This is a genomic window from Pseudomonas sp. NPDC089734, assembly GCF_044748865.1.
Taxonomy (GTDB): Bacteria; Pseudomonadota; Gammaproteobacteria; order Pseudomonadales; family Pseudomonadaceae; genus Aquipseudomonas.
Window position 1 is genome coordinate 87171 of sequence record NZ_JBIVGV010000015.1, and the last position, 21805, is coordinate 108975.

22 protein-coding genes are annotated in these 21805 nt (G+C 60.0%); 20 read left to right on the plus strand and 2 right to left on the minus strand.

All coding sequences use genetic code 11. The annotated features are described in order from the left end of the window. The first annotated feature begins 19 nt into the window (after window positions 1-19). The 9 genes from ACIPY9_RS18560 (at window position 20) to murB (ending at window position 8281) form a co-directional block, all read left to right on the plus strand. Window positions 20-952: an ABC transporter ATP-binding protein gene (locus ACIPY9_RS18560; RefSeq protein ID WP_400704531.1), complete on the plus strand. Its 933-nt coding sequence runs from the start codon at window positions 20-22 to the stop codon at window positions 950-952. Beyond that, window positions 949-1737: an ABC transporter permease gene (locus ACIPY9_RS18565; RefSeq protein WP_400704534.1), complete on the plus strand. Its 789-nt coding sequence runs from the start codon at window positions 949-951 to the stop codon at window positions 1735-1737. The genes ACIPY9_RS18560 and ACIPY9_RS18565 overlap by 4 nt, the downstream gene beginning before the upstream one ends. A gap of 159 nt (window positions 1738-1896) precedes the next feature. Further along, window positions 1897-4113, plus strand: a complete 2217-nt coding sequence (locus ACIPY9_RS18570; protein WP_400704537.1) for a DNA internalization-related competence protein ComEC/Rec2 — start codon at window positions 1897-1899, stop codon at window positions 4111-4113. Between the two features lie 81 nt (window positions 4114-4194). After that, window positions 4195-4869, plus strand: coding sequence for a MotA/TolQ/ExbB proton channel family protein (locus ACIPY9_RS18575; RefSeq protein ID WP_400704660.1), 675 nt, complete (start codon window positions 4195-4197; stop codon window positions 4867-4869). Further along, window positions 4866-5297: an ExbD/TolR family protein gene (locus ACIPY9_RS18580; protein WP_400704540.1), complete on the plus strand. Its 432-nt coding sequence runs from the start codon at window positions 4866-4868 to the stop codon at window positions 5295-5297. The genes ACIPY9_RS18575 and ACIPY9_RS18580 overlap by 4 nt, the downstream gene beginning before the upstream one ends. Continuing rightward, complete coding sequence (gene lpxK, locus ACIPY9_RS18585; protein WP_400704543.1) at window positions 5297-6292, plus strand: tetraacyldisaccharide 4'-kinase; 996 nt, start codon at window positions 5297-5299, stop codon at window positions 6290-6292. Before ACIPY9_RS18580 ends, lpxK begins: the two co-directional genes overlap by 1 nt. Before the next feature lie 17 nt (window positions 6293-6309). Further along, entirely contained in the window at window positions 6310-6495 is a 186-nt protein-coding gene (locus ACIPY9_RS18590) for a Trm112 family protein (RefSeq protein WP_400704546.1), read from the plus strand. Then, window positions 6492-7256, plus strand: coding sequence for a 3-deoxy-manno-octulosonate cytidylyltransferase (gene kdsB, locus ACIPY9_RS18595; RefSeq protein WP_400704549.1), 765 nt, complete (start codon window positions 6492-6494; stop codon window positions 7254-7256). Before ACIPY9_RS18590 ends, kdsB begins: the two co-directional genes overlap by 4 nt. Beyond that, window positions 7256-8281: a UDP-N-acetylmuramate dehydrogenase gene (gene murB / locus ACIPY9_RS18600; protein WP_400704552.1), complete on the plus strand. Its 1026-nt coding sequence runs from the start codon at window positions 7256-7258 to the stop codon at window positions 8279-8281. Before kdsB ends, murB begins: the two co-directional genes overlap by 1 nt. A gap of 95 nt (window positions 8282-8376) precedes the next feature. Here murB and rne read toward each other — a convergent pair whose 3' ends face one another. Beyond that, the gene (rne, locus tag ACIPY9_RS18605) at window positions 8377-11535 is read right to left on the minus strand and encodes a ribonuclease E (RefSeq protein WP_400704555.1); all 3159 of its coding nucleotides are present in this window, start codon (window positions 11533-11535) and stop codon (window positions 8377-8379) included. Between the two features lie 725 nt (window positions 11536-12260). Here rne and rluC point away from each other — a divergent pair. From rluC to sppA, 3 genes are read left to right on the plus strand one after another with little or no spacing between them, the layout of a single operon-like run. Further along, a complete protein-coding gene (gene rluC / locus ACIPY9_RS18610; RefSeq protein WP_400704558.1) occupies window positions 12261-13217 on the plus strand; it encodes a 23S rRNA pseudouridine(955/2504/2580) synthase RluC in 957 nt (318 codons plus the stop codon). Beyond that, window positions 13207-13869, plus strand: a complete 663-nt coding sequence (locus ACIPY9_RS18615) for an HAD-IIIA family hydrolase (RefSeq protein WP_400704561.1) — start codon at window positions 13207-13209, stop codon at window positions 13867-13869. The genes rluC and ACIPY9_RS18615 overlap by 11 nt, the downstream gene beginning before the upstream one ends. Window positions 13870-13894: 25 nt before the next feature. Beyond that, on the plus strand, window positions 13895-14899 hold the full coding sequence (gene sppA / locus ACIPY9_RS18620; protein ID WP_400704564.1) for a signal peptide peptidase SppA: 1005 nt from the start codon (window positions 13895-13897) through the stop codon (window positions 14897-14899). A gap of 53 nt (window positions 14900-14952) precedes the next feature. Here sppA and ACIPY9_RS18625 read toward each other — a convergent pair whose 3' ends face one another. Next, window positions 14953-15531, minus strand: a complete 579-nt coding sequence (locus ACIPY9_RS18625) for a Maf family protein (RefSeq protein WP_400704567.1) — start codon at window positions 15529-15531, stop codon at window positions 14953-14955. A 106-nt stretch (window positions 15532-15637) separates the two neighbouring features. Between ACIPY9_RS18625 and ACIPY9_RS18630 the strand changes: the two genes are divergently transcribed. The 8 genes from ACIPY9_RS18630 (at window position 15638) to pabC (ending at window position 21804) form a co-directional block, all read left to right on the plus strand. Beyond that, window positions 15638-16165, plus strand: a complete 528-nt coding sequence (locus ACIPY9_RS18630; RefSeq protein ID WP_400704569.1) for a YceD family protein — start codon at window positions 15638-15640, stop codon at window positions 16163-16165. A 13-nt stretch (window positions 16166-16178) separates the two neighbouring features. Then, window positions 16179-16361, plus strand: a complete 183-nt coding sequence (rpmF, locus tag ACIPY9_RS18635) for a 50S ribosomal protein L32 (protein ID WP_400704572.1) — start codon at window positions 16179-16181, stop codon at window positions 16359-16361. 4 nt (window positions 16362-16365) lie between these two features. Further along, window positions 16366-17388: a phosphate acyltransferase PlsX gene (plsX, locus tag ACIPY9_RS18640; RefSeq protein ID WP_400704575.1), complete on the plus strand. Its 1023-nt coding sequence runs from the start codon at window positions 16366-16368 to the stop codon at window positions 17386-17388. A gap of 119 nt (window positions 17389-17507) precedes the next feature. Next, window positions 17508-18446, plus strand: coding sequence for an ACP S-malonyltransferase (fabD, locus tag ACIPY9_RS18645; RefSeq protein WP_400704578.1), 939 nt, complete (start codon window positions 17508-17510; stop codon window positions 18444-18446). Window positions 18447-18461: 15 nt separating this feature from the next. Then, window positions 18462-19205, plus strand: coding sequence for a 3-oxoacyl-ACP reductase FabG (gene fabG, locus ACIPY9_RS18650; protein WP_400704581.1), 744 nt, complete (start codon window positions 18462-18464; stop codon window positions 19203-19205). Between the two features lie 191 nt (window positions 19206-19396). Beyond that, window positions 19397-19633 carry an acyl carrier protein gene (gene acpP / locus ACIPY9_RS18655; RefSeq protein ID WP_400704584.1) on the plus strand — a complete coding sequence of 79 codons (237 nt, stop codon included), beginning with the start codon at window positions 19397-19399 and terminating at the stop codon, window positions 19631-19633. Between the two features lie 111 nt (window positions 19634-19744). Then, complete coding sequence (gene fabF, locus ACIPY9_RS18660) at window positions 19745-20989, plus strand: beta-ketoacyl-ACP synthase II (RefSeq protein ID WP_400704587.1); 1245 nt, start codon at window positions 19745-19747, stop codon at window positions 20987-20989. Further along, complete coding sequence (gene pabC, locus ACIPY9_RS18665; protein WP_400704590.1) at window positions 20989-21804, plus strand: aminodeoxychorismate lyase; 816 nt, start codon at window positions 20989-20991, stop codon at window positions 21802-21804. The genes fabF and pabC overlap by 1 nt, the downstream gene beginning before the upstream one ends. Window position 21805: the final 1 nt, after the last annotated feature.

Consider the following 21805-nt stretch of genomic DNA (forward strand, 5'->3'; position numbering starts at 1 on the left):
GACTGGTGTGTTTTTCAATATGAGTTCCGCTCTGTCCATCCGGCAGCTAACCAAAACCTACGGCAACGGTTTCCAGGCCCTGAGTGGTATTGATCTGGACGTCGCCGAAGGTGATTTCTTCGCCTTGCTCGGCCCCAACGGTGCCGGCAAATCCACAACCATCGGCATCATCTCGACCCTGGTCAACAAGACCGGCGGAACGGTGAATATCTTCGGCCACGACCTGGATCGCGAACCGGCGGCACTCAAGCGCTCCATTGGCGTGGTGCCTCAGGAGTTCAACTTCAACCAGTTCGAGAAGACCTTCGATATCGTCGTGACCCAGGCCGGTTACTACGGCATCCCGATGAAGGTCGCCAAGGAGCGCGCCGAGCAGTACCTGACCCAGCTGGGGTTGTGGGACAAGCGCGATGTGCCTTCCCGTTCGCTGTCCGGTGGCATGAAGCGTCGCCTGATGATCGCCCGTGCGCTGATTCACGAGCCGCGCCTGTTGATCCTCGATGAGCCGACAGCGGGTGTGGATATCGAGCTGCGTCGTTCGATGTGGACCTTTCTGACCGACCTGAACAAGAAAGGCATCACCATCATCCTGACCACTCACTACCTGGAAGAGGCCGAGCAGTTGTGCCGCAACATCGGCATCATCGACCACGGCGTGATTGTCCAGAACATGGGCATGAAGCAACTGCTCAGCACCCTGACCGTCGAGACGTTCGTGCTGGACCTGAAGAATGCCTACCAGAGCGCGCCGCAATTGCTCGGCTACCCCTGCAAGCTGCTGGACAGCCATACCCTGGAAGTCCAGGTCGACAAGAGCGTGGGTATCACGGCCTTGTTCAGCCAGTTGGCCCTGCAGAACATTGAAGTGCTGAGCCTGCGTAACAAATCCAACCGACTTGAGGAGCTGTTCGTGTCCCTGGTGGAAAAAAATCTGGCGAAGGTGGCTCTATGACCGGCCAGAGCGGTGAATTCCGTCCCAACATGATTGCCCTGAACACCATCGTCTACCGTGAGGTCCGGCGCTTCATGCGGATCTGGCCGCAGACCTTGCTGCCGCCAGCGATCACCATGGTTCTGTACTTCGTGATCTTCGGCAACCTGATCGGTCGGCAGATCGGTGACATGGGTGGCTTCACCTACATGCAATACATCGTGCCGGGCCTGATCATGATGTCGGTGATCACCAACTCCTACGGCAACGTGGTGTCGAGCTTCTTCGGTGCCAAGTTTCAGCACTCGATCGAAGAGCTGATGGTTTCTCCGGTTTCCCCGCACACCATTCTGGTGGGTTACACCCTGGGCGGTGTGTTGCGTGGCCTGATGGTCGGCCTGATCGTGACCCTGCTGTCGATGTTCTTCACCGACCTGCAGGTGCATCACCTGGGCGTGACCATCGTGGTGGTGGTGCTGACAGCGACCATTTTCTCGTTGCTGGGCTTTATCAACGCGGTCTTTGCACGCAACTTCGACGATATCTCGATCATCCCGACTTTCGTCCTGACGCCTCTGACCTACCTGGGCGGGGTGTTTTATTCCATAACCCTGCTGCCGCCGTTCTGGCAGACCGTATCGCTGGCCAACCCGGTCCTGCACATGGTCAATGCCTTCCGCTTCGGCATTCTGGGTGTGTCCGATATCCGCATCAGCATTGCGCTGGCCTTCATGGTCGTTGCAACCGTGGTGCTGTACATCGGTTGCGCCCGTTTGCTGGTCAGCGGTCGCGGCATGCGCCAGTAACACCTGTAGGAGCGAATTCATTCGCGAAGACGGTTTGCCAATGTACAGGCCTCTCGCGAATGAATTCGCTCCTGCGGACACAAAGCCGGTAACACTCCATCCCGTCGAATTCTGCCTGCTGCGCTAATCCTTAAAGGCTCACTGCTTTGAGGAATGCCCATGCGCACAGGGATGATCGCGCTTGCGCTGGGTCTGTTGGCTCTGCGTTTCCTGCCTGTATTGCCACCTGCCTGGCTATTGCTGCTGATGCCAGTGGTCGCGTTGATGCTGCTGCCGTTTCGCAGCTATCCAGTGGCGTTTTTCCTGTTCGGCTTCACCTGGGCCTGTGTGTTGGCACAAGGGGCGTTGAATGACCGACTCTTGCCTCGACTCGATGGCCAGACGTTATGGCTGCAAGGCCAGGTCGTCGGTTTGCCGAGTGTGGCCGACGGCGTCGTGCGCTTCGAGTTGCAGGATGCCCGCTCAAGACGGGCGAAGTTGCCGCAACTGATTCGTGTGGCCTGGTATGGCGGCCCGGAGGTACGCAGTGGCGAGCACTGGCGGCTGGCCGTCAAGCTCAAGCGGCCTGCCGGTCTGGTCAATCCCGAGGCTTTCGATTATCAGGCCTGGCTGCTGGCCCGGCGTATCGGGGCGACCGGGACGGTGGTGGACGGGCAACTGTTGATGCCAGCCCGTTCGGCCTGGCGCGACGGGATTCGTCAGCGTTTGCTGGCTGTGGACGCGCAAGGGCGTGAAGGCGGTCTGGCGGCTCTGGTGCTGGGTGACGGATCCGGTCTGTCGAGTTCAGATTGGCAAGTCTTGCAGGACACCGGCACTGTGCATCTGTTGGTGATTTCCGGGCAGCACATCGGACTGCTGGCGGCCGTGGTTTACCTGTTCGTCGCGGGGCTGGCCCGTTGGGGCGCATGGCCGAAAGCCTTGCCCTGGCTGCCCTGGGCCTGTGTGCTGGCATTCGGCGCGGCGTTGGGGTATGGCCTGTTGGCCGGGTTCGATGTGCCGGTGCGTCGTGCCTGTGTCATGGTCGGTATGGTGTTGCTCTGGCGTTTGCGCTTCCGGCATCTGGGGCTGTTCTGGCCGCTGCTTCTGTCGCTCAATGTGGTTCTGATCTTCGAGCCGCTGGTCAGCCTGCAACCGGGCTTCTGGCTATCGTTTGCAGCGGTGGCGATTCTGATCCTGATCTTTGGCGGACGTCTCGGTGCCTGGGGGCGATGGCAAGGCTGGACACGTGCGCAATGGTTGATTGCCATTGGCCTTCTGCCGATTCTGCTGGCCCTGAACCTGCCGGTCAGCCTCAGTGGTCCTCTGGTCAACTTGCTGGCGGTGCCCTGGGTCAGCGTGATTGTATTGCCGCTTGCCTTGTCGGGGACGTTATTGCTGCCCGTGCCGGGTGTCGGTGAAGGCTTGCTCTGGCTGGCCGGTGGCGCGCTGGACGGGTTGTTCGTCGTTCTGGGCGTGGTAGCCGAAGAACTGCCCGCCTGGTTGCCGAGCAGCGTGCCGGGCTGGGCCTGGGCGTTGAGCCTGCTGGGAGCGGTGTTGTTGCTGTTGCCTCATGGCATGCCCATGCGCCTGTTGGGTTGGCCGCTGCTGTTGCTGTGCGTGTTCCCGCCGCTCAAGCCGGTGCCCCACGGGCAGGTCGAGGTGCTGCAACTGGATGTAGGGCAGGGGCTGGCGATTCTTCTGCGTACGCGTCATCACACCTTGCTGTATGACGCCGGGCCGCGTTTCGGTGAATTCGATATCGGTCAGCGAGTGGTGATGCCTGCCATACGCCGGGCGGGCGTGCGCAGCCTGGACCTGATGCTGCTCAGCCACGCCGATGCCGATCATGCGGGAGGCGCGCTGGCGGTTTATCAGGCGCTGCCGGTTTCCCGGATACTGAGTGGTGAACTGGCCAGGCTGGACCCTCGATTGAAGGCTCAACGGTGCCGCAATGATGAAACATGGGAATGGGATGGTGTGCGTTTCGCGACCTGGCGCTGGGAGCAGGCCGGGGAGGGCAATCAGTCGTCCTGCCTGTTGAGTGTCGAGGCCAATGGTGAGCGACTGCTGCTGACAGGCGATATCGGTGTCGAGGCGGAACAGGCTGTGCTGGACAGTGACTTCGATGTGCGGGCCCACTGGTTGCAGGCGCCGCATCATGGCAGCCGGACATCGTCCTCCCGGCGTTTCCTGAATGCCGTGGCACCGGTGGGCGTATTGATTTCCCGTGGGCGCAATAATGCGTTCGGGCATCCGCACCCTCTGGTCATGTCGCGTTATCGATGGTTGGGTATCGCTCACTACGACAGCGCCGAGTCGGGGGCTGTCACCGTGCAGTTGGGAGCGTTCGCGGAACCTCGGGTCGAACAGGCCAGACGACGTTTCTGGCGTGAATGAACCAATGGATGTTGATCCGGGATTTCGGACAGCCGGTGAGCCTATGTTAGAGTGGCGCCAATTTTTCAGGGAGTGGTCATTGTGTGGGAACTGGTCAAATCCGGCGGCTGGATGATGTTGCCGATCATTCTGAGTTCCATCGCGGCTGCCGGCATCATTATTGAGCGTCTCTGGACGTTGCGTGCCAGCCGTATCACGCCGCCGCACCTGCTGGGGCAGGTCTGGCAGTGGATTCAGGAAAAGAAACTGGACAACGAAAAGCTCAAGCTGCTGCGTGCCGATTCGCCACTGGGCGAAATCCTCGCGGCCGGGCTGGCCAACTCCAAGCATGGTCGGGAGATCATGAAAGAGTGCATCGAGGAGGCGGCTGCACGGGTCATCCACGATCTGGAACGTTACCTCAGCGCCCTGGGCTCCATTGCGGCCATGGCACCCCTGCTGGGGCTGCTGGGTACGGTGCTGGGCATGATCGATATCTTCGGCTCGTTCAACAGCTCCGGGGCCACGGCTAATGCCGGTGCTCTGGCGGGCGGTATTTCCAAGGCGCTGATCTGTACGGCGTCGGGCCTGATCGTTGCGATTCCGGCCATTTTCTTCCATCGCTTCCTGCAAAGCCGTGTCGATGAGCTGGTAGTCGGCATGGAGCAGCAGGCGATTCGTCTGGTGGAAGTGGTGCAGGGCGACCGTGATGTCGATCTGGTCGATGCACAGGCCGACTCGAAAGCCCAGGTCCGCACCGGGGGCAAGAAGAAGTGAAATTTCGCCGTCGCAAGCCACGGGAGAACATCGACATCAACCTCGTGTCGTTGATCGACGTGGTGTTTATCCTGCTGCTGTTCTTCATCGTCACCACGACCTTCACCCGCGAAACCCAGTTGCGGGTGGACCTGCCGCAGGCCGTGACCGGTACGCCGGATACCGAGGCCAACCTCAAGCACCTGGATATCGCCATCAATGCCGACGGCATCTTTTCCCTGAACAACCAGTTGTTGCCGAAAAACGATCTGGCCACGCTGATCGAGGCACTGCAACGCGAATCGGCGGGTGACACCAGCTTGCCGCTCTCGATCAGTGCCGACGGCAAGACACCTCACCAATCGGTCATCACGGCCATGGATGCTGCGGGCAAGCTGGGGTTCAGCCATTTGCGCATGACCACTGTCGAGGCTGGTCAGGCTAACTGATGGCACTTTCTGATCGTTTGCTCGAGGCCTGGTACAACGGCCATCCAGCGCTGATGGTGCTGCGTCCCCTCGAGAGCCTTTACCGGCGTGTCGTGAACGGCAAGCGTGAGCGCTTTCTGGCCGGTGAGGGCGATATCTACAGAGCGCCGGTTCCGGTCGTGGTGGTGGGCAACATTACTGTCGGCGGCACAGGCAAGACGCCCCTGATTCTGTGGATGATCGAACACTGTCGCAGCCGTGGTTTGCGGGTGGGTGTCGTCAGTCGCGGGTATGGCGCGAAACCGCCGAGCCTGCCGTGGCGAGTGCTGCCAGACCAGACGGCCGACGAGGCGGGCGATGAGCCTTTGCTGATCGTGCAGCGTTGCGGCGTACCGCTGATGATCGACCCGGATCGCAGCCGCGCCGTCCGCGCCTTGCTCGCCGCCGAGCCGCTGGACCTCATTCTGTCCGATGATGGCCTGCAACATTATCGTCTGGCCCGTGACCTCGAGCTGGTCCTGATCGATGCGGCGCGAGGCCTGGGCAATCGTCGCTGCCTGCCTGCCGGGCCGTTGCGCGAGCCGGTCGAGCGATTGAACAGTGTCGATGCCTTGCTCTACAACGGCGCCCTGACCGATCGCGACGACGGTTATGGCTTTGTGCTCAAGCCCTCGGCGCTGATCAACCTGCGCAACGGCGAACGTCAGCCGGTGGACCATTTTCCGGCCGGTCAGGCGCTGCATGCCGTGGCAGGCATCGGCAACCCGCAACGTTTCTTCAATACCCTCGAAGGACTACACTGGCGGCCTGTGGCTCACGCTTTCGCCGACCATGCCGTCTACAGCCCCCAGTCGCTTACATTCACGCCATCGCTGCCGTTGGTCATGACCGAGAAGGATGCCGTGAAATGCCGGTCTTTCGCGGCGCACGACTGGTGGTATCTGGCGGTGGATGCCGTGCCGGGCGCAGCTTTCGTCAGTTGGTTCGATGAGCAACTGACACGTCTTTCTTCATGATTGCCTCAGGATTCCCCATGGACACCAAACTGCTCGATATCCTCGCTTGCCCGATCTGCAAAGGCCCTTTGAAGCTCAGTGCCGACAAGACTGAACTGATCAGCAAGGGCGCCGGTCTTGCTTACCCGATTCGTGATGGCATTCCGGTCATGCTGGAAAGTGAAGCACGCACCTTGTCTGCCGAGGAGCGTCTGGATAAATGACAACTGCTTTCACTGTTGTCATTCCGGCACGTTTCGGCTCCAGCCGTTTTCCCGGCAAGCCGCTGGAAACCATTGCGGGCAAGCCGATGATCCAGCATGTCTGGGAGCAGGCCTGTAAAAGCAGCGCCGAGCGTGTCGTGGTTGCCACGGATGACGGGCGGATTGTCGAGGCCTGCCAGGCATTTGGCGCTCAGGTGCTGATGACCCGCAACGATCACGAGTCGGGTACCGACCGTCTGGCTGAAGTGGCCGGGCAACTGGGGCTGGCTGCCGATGCCATCGTCGTCAATGTGCAGGGTGATGAACCCATGATTCCGCCTGCCGTGATCGATCAGGTGGCGGCGAACCTCGCAGGGCACCCCGAAGCAGGTATTTCCACTCTGGCCGAGCCGATCGATGATGTAACCGCGTTGTTCAATCCGAACGTGGTCAAGGTCGTGACCGATATCAACGGCCTGGCCCTGACTTTCAGCCGGGCACCCTTGCCCTGGGCGCGGGATGCGCTGGCCGCGAATCGGGACGTGCTGCCTGAAGGCGTGCCTTACCGTCGCCATATCGGCATTTATGCCTACCGTGCCGGTTTCCTGCATGACTTCGTCGGCTGGGGGCCGTGCTGGCTGGAAAGCACCGAAAGTCTTGAGCAGTTGCGTGCGCTCTGGAATGGTGTGCGCATTCATGTGGCCGATGCACTGGAGGCACCGCCTGCCGGTGTCGATACGCCCGAAGACCTTGAGCGCGTAAGACGCTTGCTGGAGGTTTGATGTCTGTTTCCTTGCAGGTGCAGTCCGGGGTTTCCCTGAAAGCGTTCAATACCTTTGGTGTGGACGTGCGTGCGCAGTTGTTTGCCGAGGCCCATGGCGACGACGACGTGCGTCAGGCCCTGGCTTATGGTGCAGAGCACGACCTGCCCGTGCTGGTCATTGGCGGTGGCAGCAACCTGTTGCTGACCGAGGATGTCCAGGCGCTGGTGTTGCGCATGGCCAGCCGTGGTATCCGCATCCTGAAGGAGGATTGCGGGCAGGGGCTTGTCGAAGCGGAGGCCGGGGAGCCCTGGCATCCGTTCGTGCAGTCCTGTCTGGAGCTGGGGTTTTCCGGGCTGGAAAACCTGAGCCTGATTCCCGGCACGGTCGGTGCGGCACCCATGCAGAACATCGGTGCCTATGGCGTCGAGATCAAGGATGTTTTCCACAGCCTGACGGCTCTGGATCGCCAGACCGGTGAGCTGCGCGAGTTTTCTCTTGAAGACTGCCAGTTCGGTTACCGCGACAGTATCTTCAAGCAACAGGCCCATCGCTGGCTGATCCTGCGGGTGCGTTTTGCCTTGAGCCGCAGTGCTTCCCTGCATCTGGAATACGGGCCGGTTCGCCAGCGCCTCGATGCCATGGGTATCAAGCAGCCGACTCCGGTGGATGTCAGTCGGGCCATTTGTGCGATCCGTCGTGAAAAGCTGCCGGACCCTGCCGTTCTGGGGAATGCCGGTAGCTTCTTCAAGAACCCGTTGGTCACGGCCGAGTTGAGCGATGCCATCAAGCTCAGGTATCCGGGGCTGGTGGGGTATCCCCAGGCCGATGGTCAGGTCAAGCTGGCAGCAGGCTGGTTGATCGAGCAGGCGGGCTGGAAGGGGTTTCGCGAAGGTGATGCCGGTGTGCATGCGCTTCAGGCGCTGGTGCTGGTCAACCATGGGCAGGCCACGGGGCTGGAACTGTTGAGCCTGGCCCGTCGAATTCAGGCCGATATTGCCGAGCGTTTTGGTGTGACGCTGGAAATGGAGCCCAATCTGTACTGAGGCTCCGTTTTCAGACTGGCCGATGGCAAGCTGAAACGAAAGGTACAAAAAAGCCCTACCTGCTCACACAGGTAGGGCTTTTTCATGGGCGTGGATCAGACGAGAGGTTTGGTCTCGTCCTTTTCCTCGTGTGCTGTCACGTCTTCAGCCTTCTCTTCGGTCGCCTGGGCAGGCTGAACCGCTTCGACTTCGGCCACGACAGGTGCGGCTTCGGTGGCTGGAGCGACATTGGCAGCAGCCTGCTCGGCTTCCAGGCGACGACGCTCTTCTTCTTCGCGCTTGCGGCGGCGAACTTCACGAGGGTCGTTAGGCGCGCGACCATTGCTGCTGACCGGCAGTGCTGGTGTTTCGGCTGCTGCTGGCTCTGCCTGTGGTGCAGGGGCGGGTTCGACGGCTTGTGGCGCGACATAAGGAGCAGGCTCCTCTTTCACGATCACAGGCTCGACGACCGGTGCAGGCACTGGCAATTCGGCAGATTCGGTCGCAGGTACTTCGGCCGGAACCGGAACTTCGACCGGTGCTTCAGGCGTTGGCTCTGGTGTTGGCGTGAACGGCGCAACTTCAGCCTGAGGCGCTTCGAACAGTTCGGCCTGAGCGGCACGCACGGGTGCTTCTACCGCAGCAGGTTGTACTTCGACGTCCGGAGCGGTGGCTGGAGCGGTTTCGGCAACAGGCGCTTCAACAACCGGAGCTTCGGCAGCAGGTGCTTCGACAACCGGCTGTGCTTCGACAGCTGGAGCCTCGACGACGGCGACCGGCGTCTCTTCTGCGGTTGCTTCAGCTGGCGCTTCGGCAGCGGCATTGGCGCGCTCTGCCTGACGGTTGGCCTGTGCTTCGGCCGGAGCGCTGATGACGCTTTCGGCGACGGCGGCCGTGACAGCCAGACCGGCAGCGACCTCGGAACCGTTGGCTTCGTTCTCTTCGGAGCCTTCGATCACGTTACCGTTGGCATCGCGCTGACGCTCGCGGCGGTTGCTGCGACGACGCTGACCACGGGAGCGGCGGCGAGGGCGTTCGCCTTCGTTACCTTCCTGGTTGTCTTCGCTGTTCAGCTCTTCATTGTTCAGCAGTTCTTCTTCGCTGGCGGCAGCGGCGGCCTGTTCGGCACGTGGCTGACGCTCTTCGCGAGGCGGACGTGGCTGGCGTTCTTCACGTGGAGCGCGCTCAGGGCGTTCTTCACGGGTGCTGGCCGGAGCGGCATCCAGAGGTTCGCGCAGTTCGCGTACACGCTCTTCACGTGGTTTGCGTTCACGTGGTGCACGTTCTTCGCGTGGTGCACGAGCCGGGCGCTCTTCGCGTGGCGTCGAGTCGTCACGGGTTTCACGAGGCTCGCGTGGGGCGCGTTCTTCACGAGGGGCGCGTTCTTCGCGTGGAGCACGTTCTGCACGCTCTTCACGTGGCGCACGCTCTTCGCGAGGTTTGCGTTCTTCGTCACGACGGTTGTTGCGGCCACGGCTCTGTTGACGACCGTTGCGACGCTCTTCGTTGCGGGCAGGGCGTTCGCTGGCCGGTTTTTCAACGGCGACCGGTGCGGCAGGCTCTTCCTTGGTGGCAAACAGGCTGACCAGGGATTTCACCAGACCCTTGAACAGGCTTGGCTCATGAGCGGCAGGTGTTGCGGCGGCAGGAGCGGCAGCCTGTGTCGGAACAGGGGCGTTGGCGCGAGGCGGTGCAGTCTTGACCGCGGCTTCCTGGCGAACCAGGGTGCGGGTGGCCGCAGCTTGCGTTGCAACGTCTTCCACTTCGGCAGCGGCAGCAGCGATTTCGTAGCTGGACTGGTTGTTGTGGGCTTCCGGGCTGTCGTCGCGCAGGCGCTGGACTTCAAAGTGCGGCGTTTCCAGGTGATCGTTCGGCAGGATCACGATACGGGCACGGGTACGCAGTTCGATCTTGGTGATCGAGTTGCGTTTTTCGTTGAGCAGGAACGCGGCAACCGGGATCGGCACCTGAGCACGTACTTCGGCGGTACGGTCTTTCAGGGCTTCTTCTTCGATCAGGCGCAGGATGGCCAGCGACAGGGATTCGACGTCACGGATGATGCCGGTGCCGTTGCAGCGCGGGCAGACGATGCCGCTGCTTTCACCCAGGGAAGGGCGCAGACGCTGACGGGACATTTCCAGCAGGCCGAAGCGGGAGATACGACCCACCTGGACGCGGGCACGGTCGGCTTCCAGGCTTTCGCGGACTTTCTCTTCCACGGCGCGCTGGTTCTTGGCAGGCGTCATGTCGATGAAGTCGATGACGATCAGGCCGCCGATGTCGCGCAGGCGCAACTGACGGGCGATTTCTTCGGCTGCTTCGAGGTTGGTCTGCAGGGCGGTTTCTTCGATGTCGCTGCCTTTGGTGGCGCGCGCCGAGTTGATGTCGATGGACACCAGGGCTTCGGTCGGATCGATGACGATGGAGCCGCCGGAAGGCAGTTCGACAACGCGCTGGAAGGCGGTTTCGATCTGGCTTTCGATCTGGAAGCGGTTGAACAGCGGAACGCTGTCTTCATACAGCTTGATCTTGCTGGCGTACTGCGGCATCACCTGACGGATGAAGGTCAGGGCTTCTTCCTGGGCTTCGACGCTGTCGATCAGCACTTCGCCGATGTCCTGGCGCAGGTAGTCGCGGATGGCGCGGATGATGACGTTGCTTTCCTGGTAGATCAGGAAAGGAGCGGCGCGATCCTGGGACGCTTCCTTGATGGCGGTCCAGAGTTGCAGCAGGTAGTCGAGGTCCCACTGCATTTCTTCGCTGCTGCGGCCAAGGCCGGCGGTGCGAACGATCAGGCCCATGTCGGCAGGGGCGATCAGGCCGTTGAGGGCTTCGCGCAGTTCGTTGCGCTCTTCGCCTTCGATACGACGCGAGATGCCACCGGCACGAGGGTTGTTGGGCATCAGGACCAGATAGCGGCCGGCCAGACTGATGAACGTGGTCAGGGCTGCGCCCTTGTTGCCGCGCTCTTCCTTCTCGACCTGAACGATGACTTCCTGGCCTTCGCTCAGGACGTCCTTGATGTTCACGCGGCCTTCGGGGGCCTTCTTGAAGTATTCGCGGGAGATTTCCTTGAGGGGCAGGAAGCCATGGCGCTCGGAGCCGAAGTCGACAAAGGCGGCTTCAAGGCTGGGTTCGATACGAGTGATCCGGCCTTTATAGATGTTGGCCTTTTTCTGCTCGCGTGCACCGGACTCGATGTCCAGGTCGTAGAGGCGCTGGCCGTCTACCAGGGCAACACGCAACTCTTCGGGTTGAGTTGCGTTAATCAGCATTCTTTTCATGTAGTACCGTCGGTTTCCGGGCTGCCGGAAACGGCGTTCGGCACACACGACTTCTCACGGTCGGTGTCAGGGCGCGTCAGGAGTGCTTGAGCACTCCAGTGTCTAGCGATGTTCTCGACCAGAAGGGGTGGAGAGTCGCGACGACGTTTCCTGCTTGCTGTGGTGACAAAAGGCACCCTTTTCAGCAAAAGCTTTCTCAGGAGGAGGAATCAACCATCGGTAGCGGACGAGATGAAGCGTCTGAAACAAGCCTTGTACTACACAGTCCGATGGTTGTGCGTCTCCGCCCTACACGTATCCCTGATAATTCGGGTGCTGCCGCGCGCAGAATCCGCAGCGGGTTGGCATTTACCGCGATCTTTCACAGGAAAGGTCGCGCATCATGGCTTGAGGCGTTGTTCCCGAAACATTCGCTCGTCGCGTCTTGAAACGACTGCACTTTGTGAACTGGCCGTGAATTGTTCGCGCTGAAGGCGAGTGGTTACTCTGCGATCCGGCGTGTTTCAGGCCTCATGTCACCTGCGCTCGTTACGTTTCCAGCGTGCTCCGTTGTCACCGAAAGCCTCGTAGGACGGCCTCCCGTCCTCGTGAATTGCGTTGGTCAGGGCCGGTTGTCAACCGTTTGTCCGCTGTCCGGCCGCTTTTGGCGGTGTTCGCGACTATAGCAGCAATCATTAAGTGCTTCAAATCCATAAAAAATTGTTATGATTTGTCGCATGACGAATATTGCCCCCCCAACCCCTGGCGTTCAGCTGGTAGAGGTTGCCCCGGAACTTGCCGGTCAACGCATCGATAACTTTCTGATCACTTACCTCAAGGGTGTGCCCAAAACCTTGGTCTATCGCATCTTGCGCAAAGGCGAAGTGCGTGTGAACAAGGGGCGGATCAAGCCCGAGTACAAGTTGCAGGCGGGCGACATCGTGCGCATTCCGCCTGTGCGTGTGCCCGAGCGCGACGAGCCGGTGCCGGTCGCCCAGGGGTTGTTGCAGCGCCTTGAGGCCGCCATTGTCTACGAGGACAAGGCTCTGATCGTGCTCAACAAGCCGGCCGGTATTGCCGTGCATGGCGGCAGTGGTCTGAATTTCGGTGTCATCGAAGCCTTCCGTCAGTTGCGTCCCGATGCCAAGGAGCTGGAGCTTGTGCATCGTCTGGACCGGGACACCTCCGGTCTCCTCATGATCGCCAAGAAACGCAGCATGCTGCGTCATCTGCATGCCGCCTTGCGCGGTGATGGTGTGGACAAACGCTATATGGCGCTGGTTCGCGGTCACTGGGCGACGGCCCGCAAACAGGTGAGTGCGCCATTGCTCAAGAGCAACCTGCGTTCCGGCGAGCGCATGGTCGAGGTCAATGACGAGGGCAAGGAGGCCTTGACGCTCTTCAAGGTTCTGCGCCGCTTCGGTGATTTTGCCACGATGATCGAGGCCAAGCCTGTGACCGGGCGTACTCATCAGATCCGGGTGCATACGCTGCATGCCGGGCATTCGATTGCCGGTGACAACAAGTACGGCGATGAGGATTTCAGTCGCGAGATTCGCGATCTGGGGGGCAAGCGCCTTTTTCTGCATGCCTATATGCTGACCGTGCCTTTGCCGGATGGTGGCGAATTGAAGTTGCAGGCCCCGGTCGATGAGATGTGGGCCGCTACCGTGGAGCGTTTGAGTGCGTCGTGACTATGATCTGCTGATTTTCGACTGGGACGGTACGCTGGCCGATTCTGTCGGCCGCATCGTTCAGTCCATGCGTGTTTCGGCCATGCAGGGAGGGTTTGAATCCCTGGATGACGAAGCGATCAAGGGCATTATCGGATTGGGGTTGCCGGAAGCGATTCGTACGCTTTATCCGCGGATTTCTCCGAGCGAACTGCTCGAGTTCCGTCAGCGTTATGCCGACTGTTATATGGAAATGGACAAGACGCCATCCCCTTTGTTTTCGGGGGTGAGGGAGTCCATCCAGGCGTTTCGCGATGAGGGATATCGCATTGCGGTTGCCACGGGCAAGGCGCGCCGCGGTCTTGATCGGGTCCTGAAGTCCAATGACTGGCAGGGCTTCTTCGATATCACGCGTGCCGCCGATGAAACGGCCAGCAAGCCGGATCCGCTGATGTTGCACGAGATCATGGCGCACTGTGAGGTGCCGCCTGAGCGTTCCCTGATGGTCGGCGATTCGTCATTCGATCTGTTGATGGCGCGTAACGCCGGTATGGATTCGGTGGCGGTCGGGTATGGCGCGCAGTCTCTGGATTCGTTGCGTGAGTTTCGGCCGCGGTTGGCTATCGAGAGTTTTCCTGAGTTGCGTACCTGGTTGGGTGAGCGCGGCGTTTAGTCTTCGGGGTTGGAGTAAATGAAATATGTCTGACGAATGGAAAGCGCCTGCCTCGCCAAAAGCAGATGAGGCTGTTGAAGGCAGGGACGATGCAAAAAGCTGGAAATTGCTGGAAAAGACGCTGCTGGCGGGCGTTCAGGAGCAGCGGCGTGCGCGGCGCTGGGGGATCTTTTTCAAGTTTCTGACCTTCGCTTACCTGTTCACCATGTTGCTGCTGTTCACGCCCTTGATGGATTTCGAGAAGGGAGCGTCCCGTAGCGCAAGCCATACCGCGTTGATCGAAGTGCAGGGCATGATCGCCGACAAGGAGTCCGCCAGTGCCGACAATATTGTCGGAAGTCTGCGGGCGGCCTTTGATGATGCCAAGACCAAGGGCGTGATTCTGCGCATCAATAGCCCGGGCGGCAGTCCTGTCCAGTCGGGTTATGTCTATGACGAGATCCGTCGTCTGCGTGCCGAAAAACCAAATATCAAGGTGTATGCGGTCATTACCGATCTCGGTGCTTCGGGCGCCTATTACATTGCCAGTGCGGCCGATCAGATCTACGCCGACAAGGCCAGTCTGGTGGGGTCCATCGGTGTGACGGCAACCGGCTTCGGGTTTGTCGGCATCATGGAAAAGCTGGGTGTGGACCGTCGGACCTATACCTCGGGTGAACACAAGGCATTCCTTGATCCGTTCCAGCCGCAGAAGGCTGATGAAACCCGTTTCTGGCAGAGTGTTCTGGATACGACGCATCGTCAGTTCATTGCCAGCGTCAAGCAGGGACGTGGTGATCGCCTGAAGGACAAGGATCATCCCGAGCTGTTCTCGGGCCTGATCTGGACGGGTGAGCAGGCGGTATCCCTGGGGCTGGTCGATGGTCTGGGAAGTGCGAGTTATGTGGCTCGCGAGTTGATCGGCGAGAAGGAAATCGTCGATTACACGATTCAGGAATCGCCGTTCGATCGTTTCTCCAAGAAACTGGGTGCCAGTGTTGCGGAGCGAATTGCAATGTGGGCTGGCTTTACCGGACCGACATTGCGTTAAGCGATACCTTTGGCAAACAACCCGACCTTTGGTCGGGTTGTTTGTTTCTGGCCTCAGGGAATGCGGATGCCTTCCTTTATAAGCATGTCTGTCAGGCGGATCAGCGGCAGGCCGATCAGGCTGGTGGCGTCGCTGCCTTCGGTGCTGCGAAACAGGCTTACGCCAAGTCCTTCCGCCTTGAAGCTCCCGGCGCAGTCAAAAGGCTGCTCGGCGTGCAGGTAGCGTTCGATGCTTGCCTTGTCCAGTTCTCGCATGTGGACGCTGAAGGGGACGTGGTCGACCTGGCAGTGGCCGGTTTTGCTGTTGAGCAGGGCGAGACCGGTTAGAAAGGTGACGGTCGTACCGCTGGCGGCGGAAAGTTGCTCCAGGGCGCGCTCGAAGGTGTGGGGTTTGCCCAGGATTTGCCCGTTGAGGACGGCGACCTGATCCGAACCGATGATCAGATGGTCCGGATATTCGCTGGCAAGCGCCTGCGCCTTTTCGCGAGCGAGACGTTGCACAAGCGCTGTGGCGCTCTCGTCGGCATGTCGGCTTTCGTCGATATCGGGGGATTTGCAGATGAATGGCAGGCGCAGGCGCTCAAGCAATTCGCGACGATAAGGTGAGCTGGAGGCTAGGAGCAGAGGTGGCATGAGGTTCTCCAAGGGCTGAGCGGCGATTCTAATGATGTGCCGGAGTTGCGAACAGGCCTGAATTTCCTTTGACATGCCAAGGGGGCATCCCTAGAATGCTGCGCCTATGTTGAATGACCCGATTCCACCTCACGTTGACCCGCGCAAATTGGCTGATCGCGGCACCACCCTTCAGGGCGAAGTGCTGCTGGCCGATTTGGAGAGACTCTGCGACCCGCTTGCCGACAATGTCGGTACGGTGCAGGCTAAATTCGTTTTTGAGCGTGACGAGCGCCGGGCTGTGGTTATCCACAGTTCCATCGATGTCCCGGTCAAGATGGTTTGCCAGCGTTGTCTTGAGCTGGTCACCCTGCCGATCCATAGCGAATGCAGTTACGCGGTGGTGAAGGAGGGTGCGAATACCCAGTCGTTACCGAAAGGTTATGACGTGCTGGAACTGGGCGAGGATCCATTGGATCTGCTGGCATTGATCGAGGAGGAGCTTTTGCTCGCCTTGCCGATTGTGCCTGCTCATCATCCGGAAGAATGCCAGCAACCGGCGGGTCTCGATGAGCCCGAACCGAGCGTGGACGAGGTAACGCGGTCCAACCCGTTCAGTGTATTGGCGCAGTTAAAGCGTGACCCAAACGTTTAGGAGATAAACAATTATGGCTGGTCAGCAGAACAAAAAATCCCGCTCTGCCCGTGACATGCGTCGTTCGCACGACGCTCTTGAGGCAAGCACTCTGTCCGTAGAAAAGACCACTGGTGAAGTTCACCTGCGTCACCACGTATCGCCAGAAGGCGTATATCGTGGCCGCAAAGTGATCGACAAGGGCGCTGACGAGTAATTTCTTGTCCGCTCCGATCATCGCGATCGACGCAATGGGCGGGGACTTCGGTCCCCGCAACATTGTTCAGGCAAGCCTTGCGTGTCTGACTGCAACACCATCGCTTCATCTGGCCCTCGTCGGCCAAGCTCCCCTGATTGAAGAACTGCTCTCCAGCCATTCCGGTGTGGATCGCTCGCGCCTGCATGTCGTTCATGCAAGCGAAGTGGTCACCATGGATGAGCGCCCATCCCAGGCCTTGCGTGGCAAGCCTGATTCCTCGATGCGCGTGGCTCTGGGGCTCGTGGCGGACGGGCAGGCGCAGGCGTGTGTCAGTGCCGGCAATACCGGTGCGCTGATGGCGTTGTCGCGGTTCGTGCTCAAGACCTTGCCGGGGATCGATCGTCCGGCCATGGTTGCCGCCATTCCGACCCGGAAGGGCTATTGTCAGTTGCTGGACCTTGGGGCCAATGTCGATTGCACGGCCGAGGCGCTCTATCAGTTCGCGGTCATGGGGGCGGTCACGGCCGAGGCGCTTGGGGTTGTGAATCCCAGGGTTGCCTTGCTCAATGTCGGCACCGAAGACATCAAGGGCAATCAGCAGGTGAAACTGGCGGCCGGCTTGCTGCAGGCGGCGAAGGGGATCAACTACATCGGTTTCGTCGAGGGCGATGGCTTGTATCGTGGCGAAGCGGATGTCGTGGTGTGCGACGGTTTTGTCGGCAATGTCCTGCTCAAGTCCAGCGAAGGTCTGGCGACGATGATTGCCGAACGAATTGAAATACTCTTCAGGCAGAATCTGCTGGCGAAGACGGTCGGGGCTCTGGCGTTGCCTTTGCTGAAACGTCTGCAGACCGATCTGGCACCGGCCAGGCATAACGGTGCAAGCCTGCTCGGCTTGCAGGGTATTGTTGTAAAAAGCCATGGTTCAGCCAGTGCGCAAGGATTCCAGAGTGCGATTCAACGTGCCCTGGTCGAGGTGCGGGAGAACCTGCCGCAGCGTCTGCACGGGCGGCTTGAAGTGCTGCTTCGGGATGGCGGTTCCTGAAAATGTGACGCAATTGACCGGCCAGTCATCCAAACGTGCAGTCATGCAAATTTGAATTCCTGCGTTCGACATGGTCGAGCGCCTATTTTTTCGACGACAACAATTCAGGGGCCTGTTACATGTCTGCATCCCTCGCATTCGTCTTTCCGGGTCAAGGATCGCAATCGCTCGGCATGCTTGCCGATCAGGGCGCACAGCATCCGTTGATCCTCGATACCTTTGAGCAGGCATCCGATGCCCTCGGCTATGACCTCTGGGCGTTGACCCAGCAGGGCCCAGCCGAACTGCTCAACCAGACCGACAAGACCCAGCCCGCGATTCTGACGGCTTCCGTTGCCCTGTGGCATGTATGGCTGGCCGAAGGCGGCGCTGTACCTGCGTTCGTGGCCGGGCACAGCCTGGGCGAATACAGTGCGCTGGTCGCAGCCCAGAGCCTGGGTCTGGCCGATGCGGTCAAGCTGGTCGAGCGCCGTGGCCAGTTGATGCAGGAAGCTGTTCCTGCCGGTCAGGGTGGCATGGCGGCCATTTTGGGTCTGGAAGATGCCGATGTCATCGCGGCCTGTGCCGAAGCGGCCCAGGGCGAAGTGGTCAGCGCCGTGAACTTCAACTCGCCGGGGCAGGTCGTGATTGCTGGTGCCGCCGAGGCGGTGAAACGTGCGATGGAACTGTGCAAGGCGCGTGGCGCAAAACGTGCATTGCCATTGCCGGTCAGTGTTCCGTCCCACTGTGAGCTGATGCGTCCGGCGGCCGAGCGTTTTGCCGAGTCCATCGAGGCGATCGAGTGGCAGGCACCGGTCATTCCGCTGGTGCAGAATGTCAGCGCCTCCGCAGTGAACGATCTGGCGACGCTCAAGCGTGATCTGCTGGAACAGTTGTACAAGCCTGTGCGCTGGGTGGAGTCCATCCAGTGCCTGGCGAGCCATGGTGCGACCCAGTTGGTGGAATGTGGGCCGGGCAAGGTGTTGGCTGGTCTTAACAAGCGTTGCGCCGAAGGCGTGACTACCTACAACCTGGATACCCCAGACGCCTTTGCCGCCGCGCGTGCGGCACTGGCCTGATTAGGAGAAGCTTGCATGAGCCTGCAAGGTAAAGTTGCACTGGTGACAGGTGCCAGTCGTGGTATCGGTCAAGCCATCGCGCTGGAGTTGGGGCGCAATGGTGCTGTTGTCGTGGGGACTGCGACCTCTGAGTCCGGTGCCGAGCGCATCAGCGCTGCATTCAAGGAAAACGGCATCGAAGGCTTCGGCCTGATGCTGGACGTGTGCAATGCCGAGTCTGTCGATTCGGTTCTGGCCACGATCCAGGAGCGCGTCGGCGCGCCGCTGATTCTGGTCAACAATGCCGGTATCACCCGCGATAACCTGATGATGCGCATGAAAGATGACGAATGGCACGATGTCGTCAATACCAACCTGAACAGTCTGTTCCGCCTGTCCAAGGGCGTTCTGCGCGGCATGACCAAGGCGCGTTGGGGTCGCATTATCAGTATCGGTTCCGTTGTCGGTGCAATGGGTAACGCCGGTCAAGTAAACTACGCATCCGCGAAGGCAGGGCTGGAAGGCTTCAGCCGTGCGCTGGCTCGTGAAGTCGGTTCGCGTGCCGTGACCGTGAACTCGGTTGCGCCAGGTTTTATCGACACAGACATGACGCGTGAGCTGCCAGAGGCTCAGCGTCAGTCCCTGGTCACTCAGATCCCGCTGGGGCGTCTGGGGCAGGCCGAGGAAATCGCACATGTTGTCGCTTTTCTTGCGTCCGAAGGCGCAGGTTACGTTACCGGGGCTACAATCCCGGTTAACGGCGGGATGTACATGAGCTGAATGTGGCTGTTCGTTGCAAAAAGTGTCATGCGAGCTGTCTAAAATCCGTTGTAAAACTGCAATCTATAAATAGGCGTCGGGTGGGTCGGGTTCGGTGGAGGAGCGTTAAGCTTGAAATGAGCAAAACCTCTTCTATACACTTACCAACTGGCCAGATGCCTGAATATTTCCACTAGGAGTTAAAACTAGGTATGAGCACCATCGAAGAGCGCGTCAAGAAAATCGTTTCCGAGCAACTTGGCGTCAAGCCAGAAGAAGTGACTAACGCCGCTTCCTTTGTCGAAGACCTGGGCGCTGACTCCCTGGACACCGTTGAGCTGGTAATGGCTCTGGAAGAGGAATTCGAGACCGAAATCCCTGACGAAGAAGCGGAAAAGATCACTACCGTTCAAGCAGCTATCGATTACGTCAACGCCCATCAAGGCTAAGACTTTGTAATTTTGCTGCTGTGATGGGAAAACCGCACTGCTCTTACCGGCGTGCGGTTTTTTCTTTAAAAACGATGTGATGTTTCGTCAACAATAGAGAAGGAGAGTCCTGTGTCACGTAGACGCGTCGTGGTCACCGGGATGGGGATGCTTTCGCCATTGGGCAATGATGTGCCCAGTAGCTGGCAGGGCATTCTGGCGGGCCGCAGTGGCATTGGCCTTATCGAGCACACTGACCTTTCGGCTTACACCACCCGTTTTGGCGGTTCGGTCAAGGGGTTCAATGTCGAAGATTACCTGGCGCCTAAAGAAGCGCGTCGGCTCGATCTCTTTATTCAATATGGTCTGGCGGCCAGTTTCCAGGCTGTGCGTAATGCCGGTCTAGAGGTCACGGATGCCAACCGCGAGCGCATTGGCGTTGCCATGGGTTCGGGTATCGGTGGTTTGACCAACATCGAAAACAACAGTCGTCTGTTGCATGAGCAGGGGCCGGGGCGGATTTCTCCGTTCTTTGTTCCGGGCTCCATCATCAACATGATTTCCGGTTTCCTGTCCATCCATCTGGGCGTACAGGGGCCTAACTACTCTATCGCGACAGCCTGTACCACGGGTACTCACTGTATCGGTATGGCCGCACGCAATATCGCCTATGGCGAAGCGGACGTCATGATCGCCGGCGGTGCCGAAATGGCGGCCTGCGGCCTGGGCATGGGCGGGTTCGGCGCTGCACGGGCCCTGTCCACGCGCAACGATGATCCTGCACGGGCCAGTCGTCCGTGGGACAAGGGGCGCGACGGCTTCGTTCTTTCCGATGGCGCGGGTGCCATGGTGCTGGAAGAGTACGAGCATGCCAAGGCGCGGGGTGCCACCATCTATGCCGAGCTGGTGGGCTTCGGCATGAGCGGCGATGCCTATCACATGACTTCGCCGCCCGAAGATGGCGCAGGTGCTGCGCGCTGCATCGCCAATGCATTGCGTGATGCGAAGCTCAATGTCGAGCAGGTGCAGTACATCAATGCTCACGGCACTTCGACGCTGGCGGGCGACCTCGCCGAGGCGTCTGCAGTCAAGACGGTCTTTGGCGACCACGCCTACAAGCTGGCAGTCAGTTCGACCAAGTCCATGACCGGGCACCTGCTGGGTGCGGCAGGGGCTGTCGAGGCGATTTTCAGCGTGCTGGCGATCACCGATCAGGTTGCTCCGCCGACCATCAACCTCGATGAGCCGGGCGAAGGCTGTGATCTGGACTTCGTGCCTCATGAGGCGCGCCGGATGCCGATCGATGTCGCCATCTCCAACTCCTTCGGGTTTGGTGGGACCAATGGCTCGCTGGTGTTCCGCCGGTTCACCGAGTGATGCTCGACTGGGTTGATGGCTGCCCCGCAGATGCTCTGTCCCTTCGGGACAGAGGTCTGGCTTATGGTGATGGTGTGTTTGAAACCATCGCTGTCAGAAAAGGGCAGCCGGTACTGTTCGAGCGACATCTGCAGCGACTTGAAACATCTTGTGAGCGTTTGGCCATTCCGGTCGAGCGTTCATTGCTTCGGGCTGAAATGGCCCGTTTCGCCGAGCAACTGGGCGAAGGGGTCATGAAGCTGATTCTGACCCGTGGTGACAGCCTGCGTGGCTATGCGCCAGCTCCCGATACGCAGCCGCGTCGCATTCTTCAGGGTTCGCCGGCTCCGGCCTATCCCGCCGCTCATGCCGAGCAGGGGGTGCGTCTTTTTCCTTGCCGCACCTGCCTGGCCGAGCAGCCTCTGCTGGCCGGTATCAAGCATCTGAACCGTCTGGAGCAGGTCCTGGCCCGTTCCGAGTGGCGGGACGGCGAGCATGCCGAAGGCCTCATGTGCGACACCTCCGGTCGTGTGATCGAGGGGGTCTACAGCAACCTGTTTCTGGTGCGTGATGGTGTCTTGCTGACCGCCGACCTGAGCCGTTGCGGTGTGGCGGGCGTCATGCGTGCCGAACTGCTGGATCAGGCACGAAATCTGGGGATTGCTGTCGATATCCGTGACCTGCACTTGTCCGACCTTGAACAGGCGGATGAGCTGTTTCTGTGCAATAGCGTTTATGGCGTGTGGCCGGTGTGTGGCTTCTCAAGGCTGAACTGGCCGGTTGGTCCGCTCACCCGTAAACTGCAAGGCATTGCTCGAGCCCTTCTGGATAACTGAT

Coding starts and splice junctions, on each gene's coding strand:
- ACIPY9_RS18560 (WP_400704531.1), top strand. CDS start 20: ATGAGTTCCGCTCTGTCCATCCGGCAGCTAACCAAAACCTACGGCAAC.
- ACIPY9_RS18565 (WP_400704534.1), top strand. CDS start 949: ATGACCGGCCAGAGCGGTGAATTCCGTCCCAACATGATTGCCCTGAAC.
- ACIPY9_RS18570 (WP_400704537.1), top strand. CDS start 1,897: ATGCGCACAGGGATGATCGCGCTTGCGCTGGGTCTGTTGGCTCTGCGT.
- lpxK (WP_400704543.1), top strand. CDS start 5,297: ATGGCACTTTCTGATCGTTTGCTCGAGGCCTGGTACAACGGCCATCCA.
- ACIPY9_RS18590 (WP_400704546.1), top strand. CDS start 6,310: ATGGACACCAAACTGCTCGATATCCTCGCTTGCCCGATCTGCAAAGGC.
- kdsB (WP_400704549.1), top strand. CDS start 6,492: ATGACAACTGCTTTCACTGTTGTCATTCCGGCACGTTTCGGCTCCAGC.
- murB (WP_400704552.1), top strand. CDS start 7,256: ATGTCTGTTTCCTTGCAGGTGCAGTCCGGGGTTTCCCTGAAAGCGTTC.
- rne (WP_400704555.1), bottom strand. CDS start 11,535: ATGCTGATTAACGCAACTCAACCCGAAGAGTTGCGTGTTGCCCTGGTA.
- rluC (WP_400704558.1), top strand. CDS start 12,261: ATGACGAATATTGCCCCCCCAACCCCTGGCGTTCAGCTGGTAGAGGTT.
- sppA (WP_400704564.1), top strand. CDS start 13,895: ATGTCTGACGAATGGAAAGCGCCTGCCTCGCCAAAAGCAGATGAGGCT.
- ACIPY9_RS18625 (WP_400704567.1), bottom strand. CDS start 15,531: ATGCCACCTCTGCTCCTAGCCTCCAGCTCACCTTATCGTCGCGAATTG.
- ACIPY9_RS18630 (WP_400704569.1), top strand. CDS start 15,638: ATGTTGAATGACCCGATTCCACCTCACGTTGACCCGCGCAAATTGGCT.
- rpmF (WP_400704572.1), top strand. CDS start 16,179: ATGGCTGGTCAGCAGAACAAAAAATCCCGCTCTGCCCGTGACATGCGT.
- fabD (WP_400704578.1), top strand. CDS start 17,508: ATGTCTGCATCCCTCGCATTCGTCTTTCCGGGTCAAGGATCGCAATCG.
- fabG (WP_400704581.1), top strand. CDS start 18,462: ATGAGCCTGCAAGGTAAAGTTGCACTGGTGACAGGTGCCAGTCGTGGT.
- acpP (WP_400704584.1), top strand. CDS start 19,397: ATGAGCACCATCGAAGAGCGCGTCAAGAAAATCGTTTCCGAGCAACTT.
- pabC (WP_400704590.1), top strand. CDS start 20,989: ATGCTCGACTGGGTTGATGGCTGCCCCGCAGATGCTCTGTCCCTTCGG.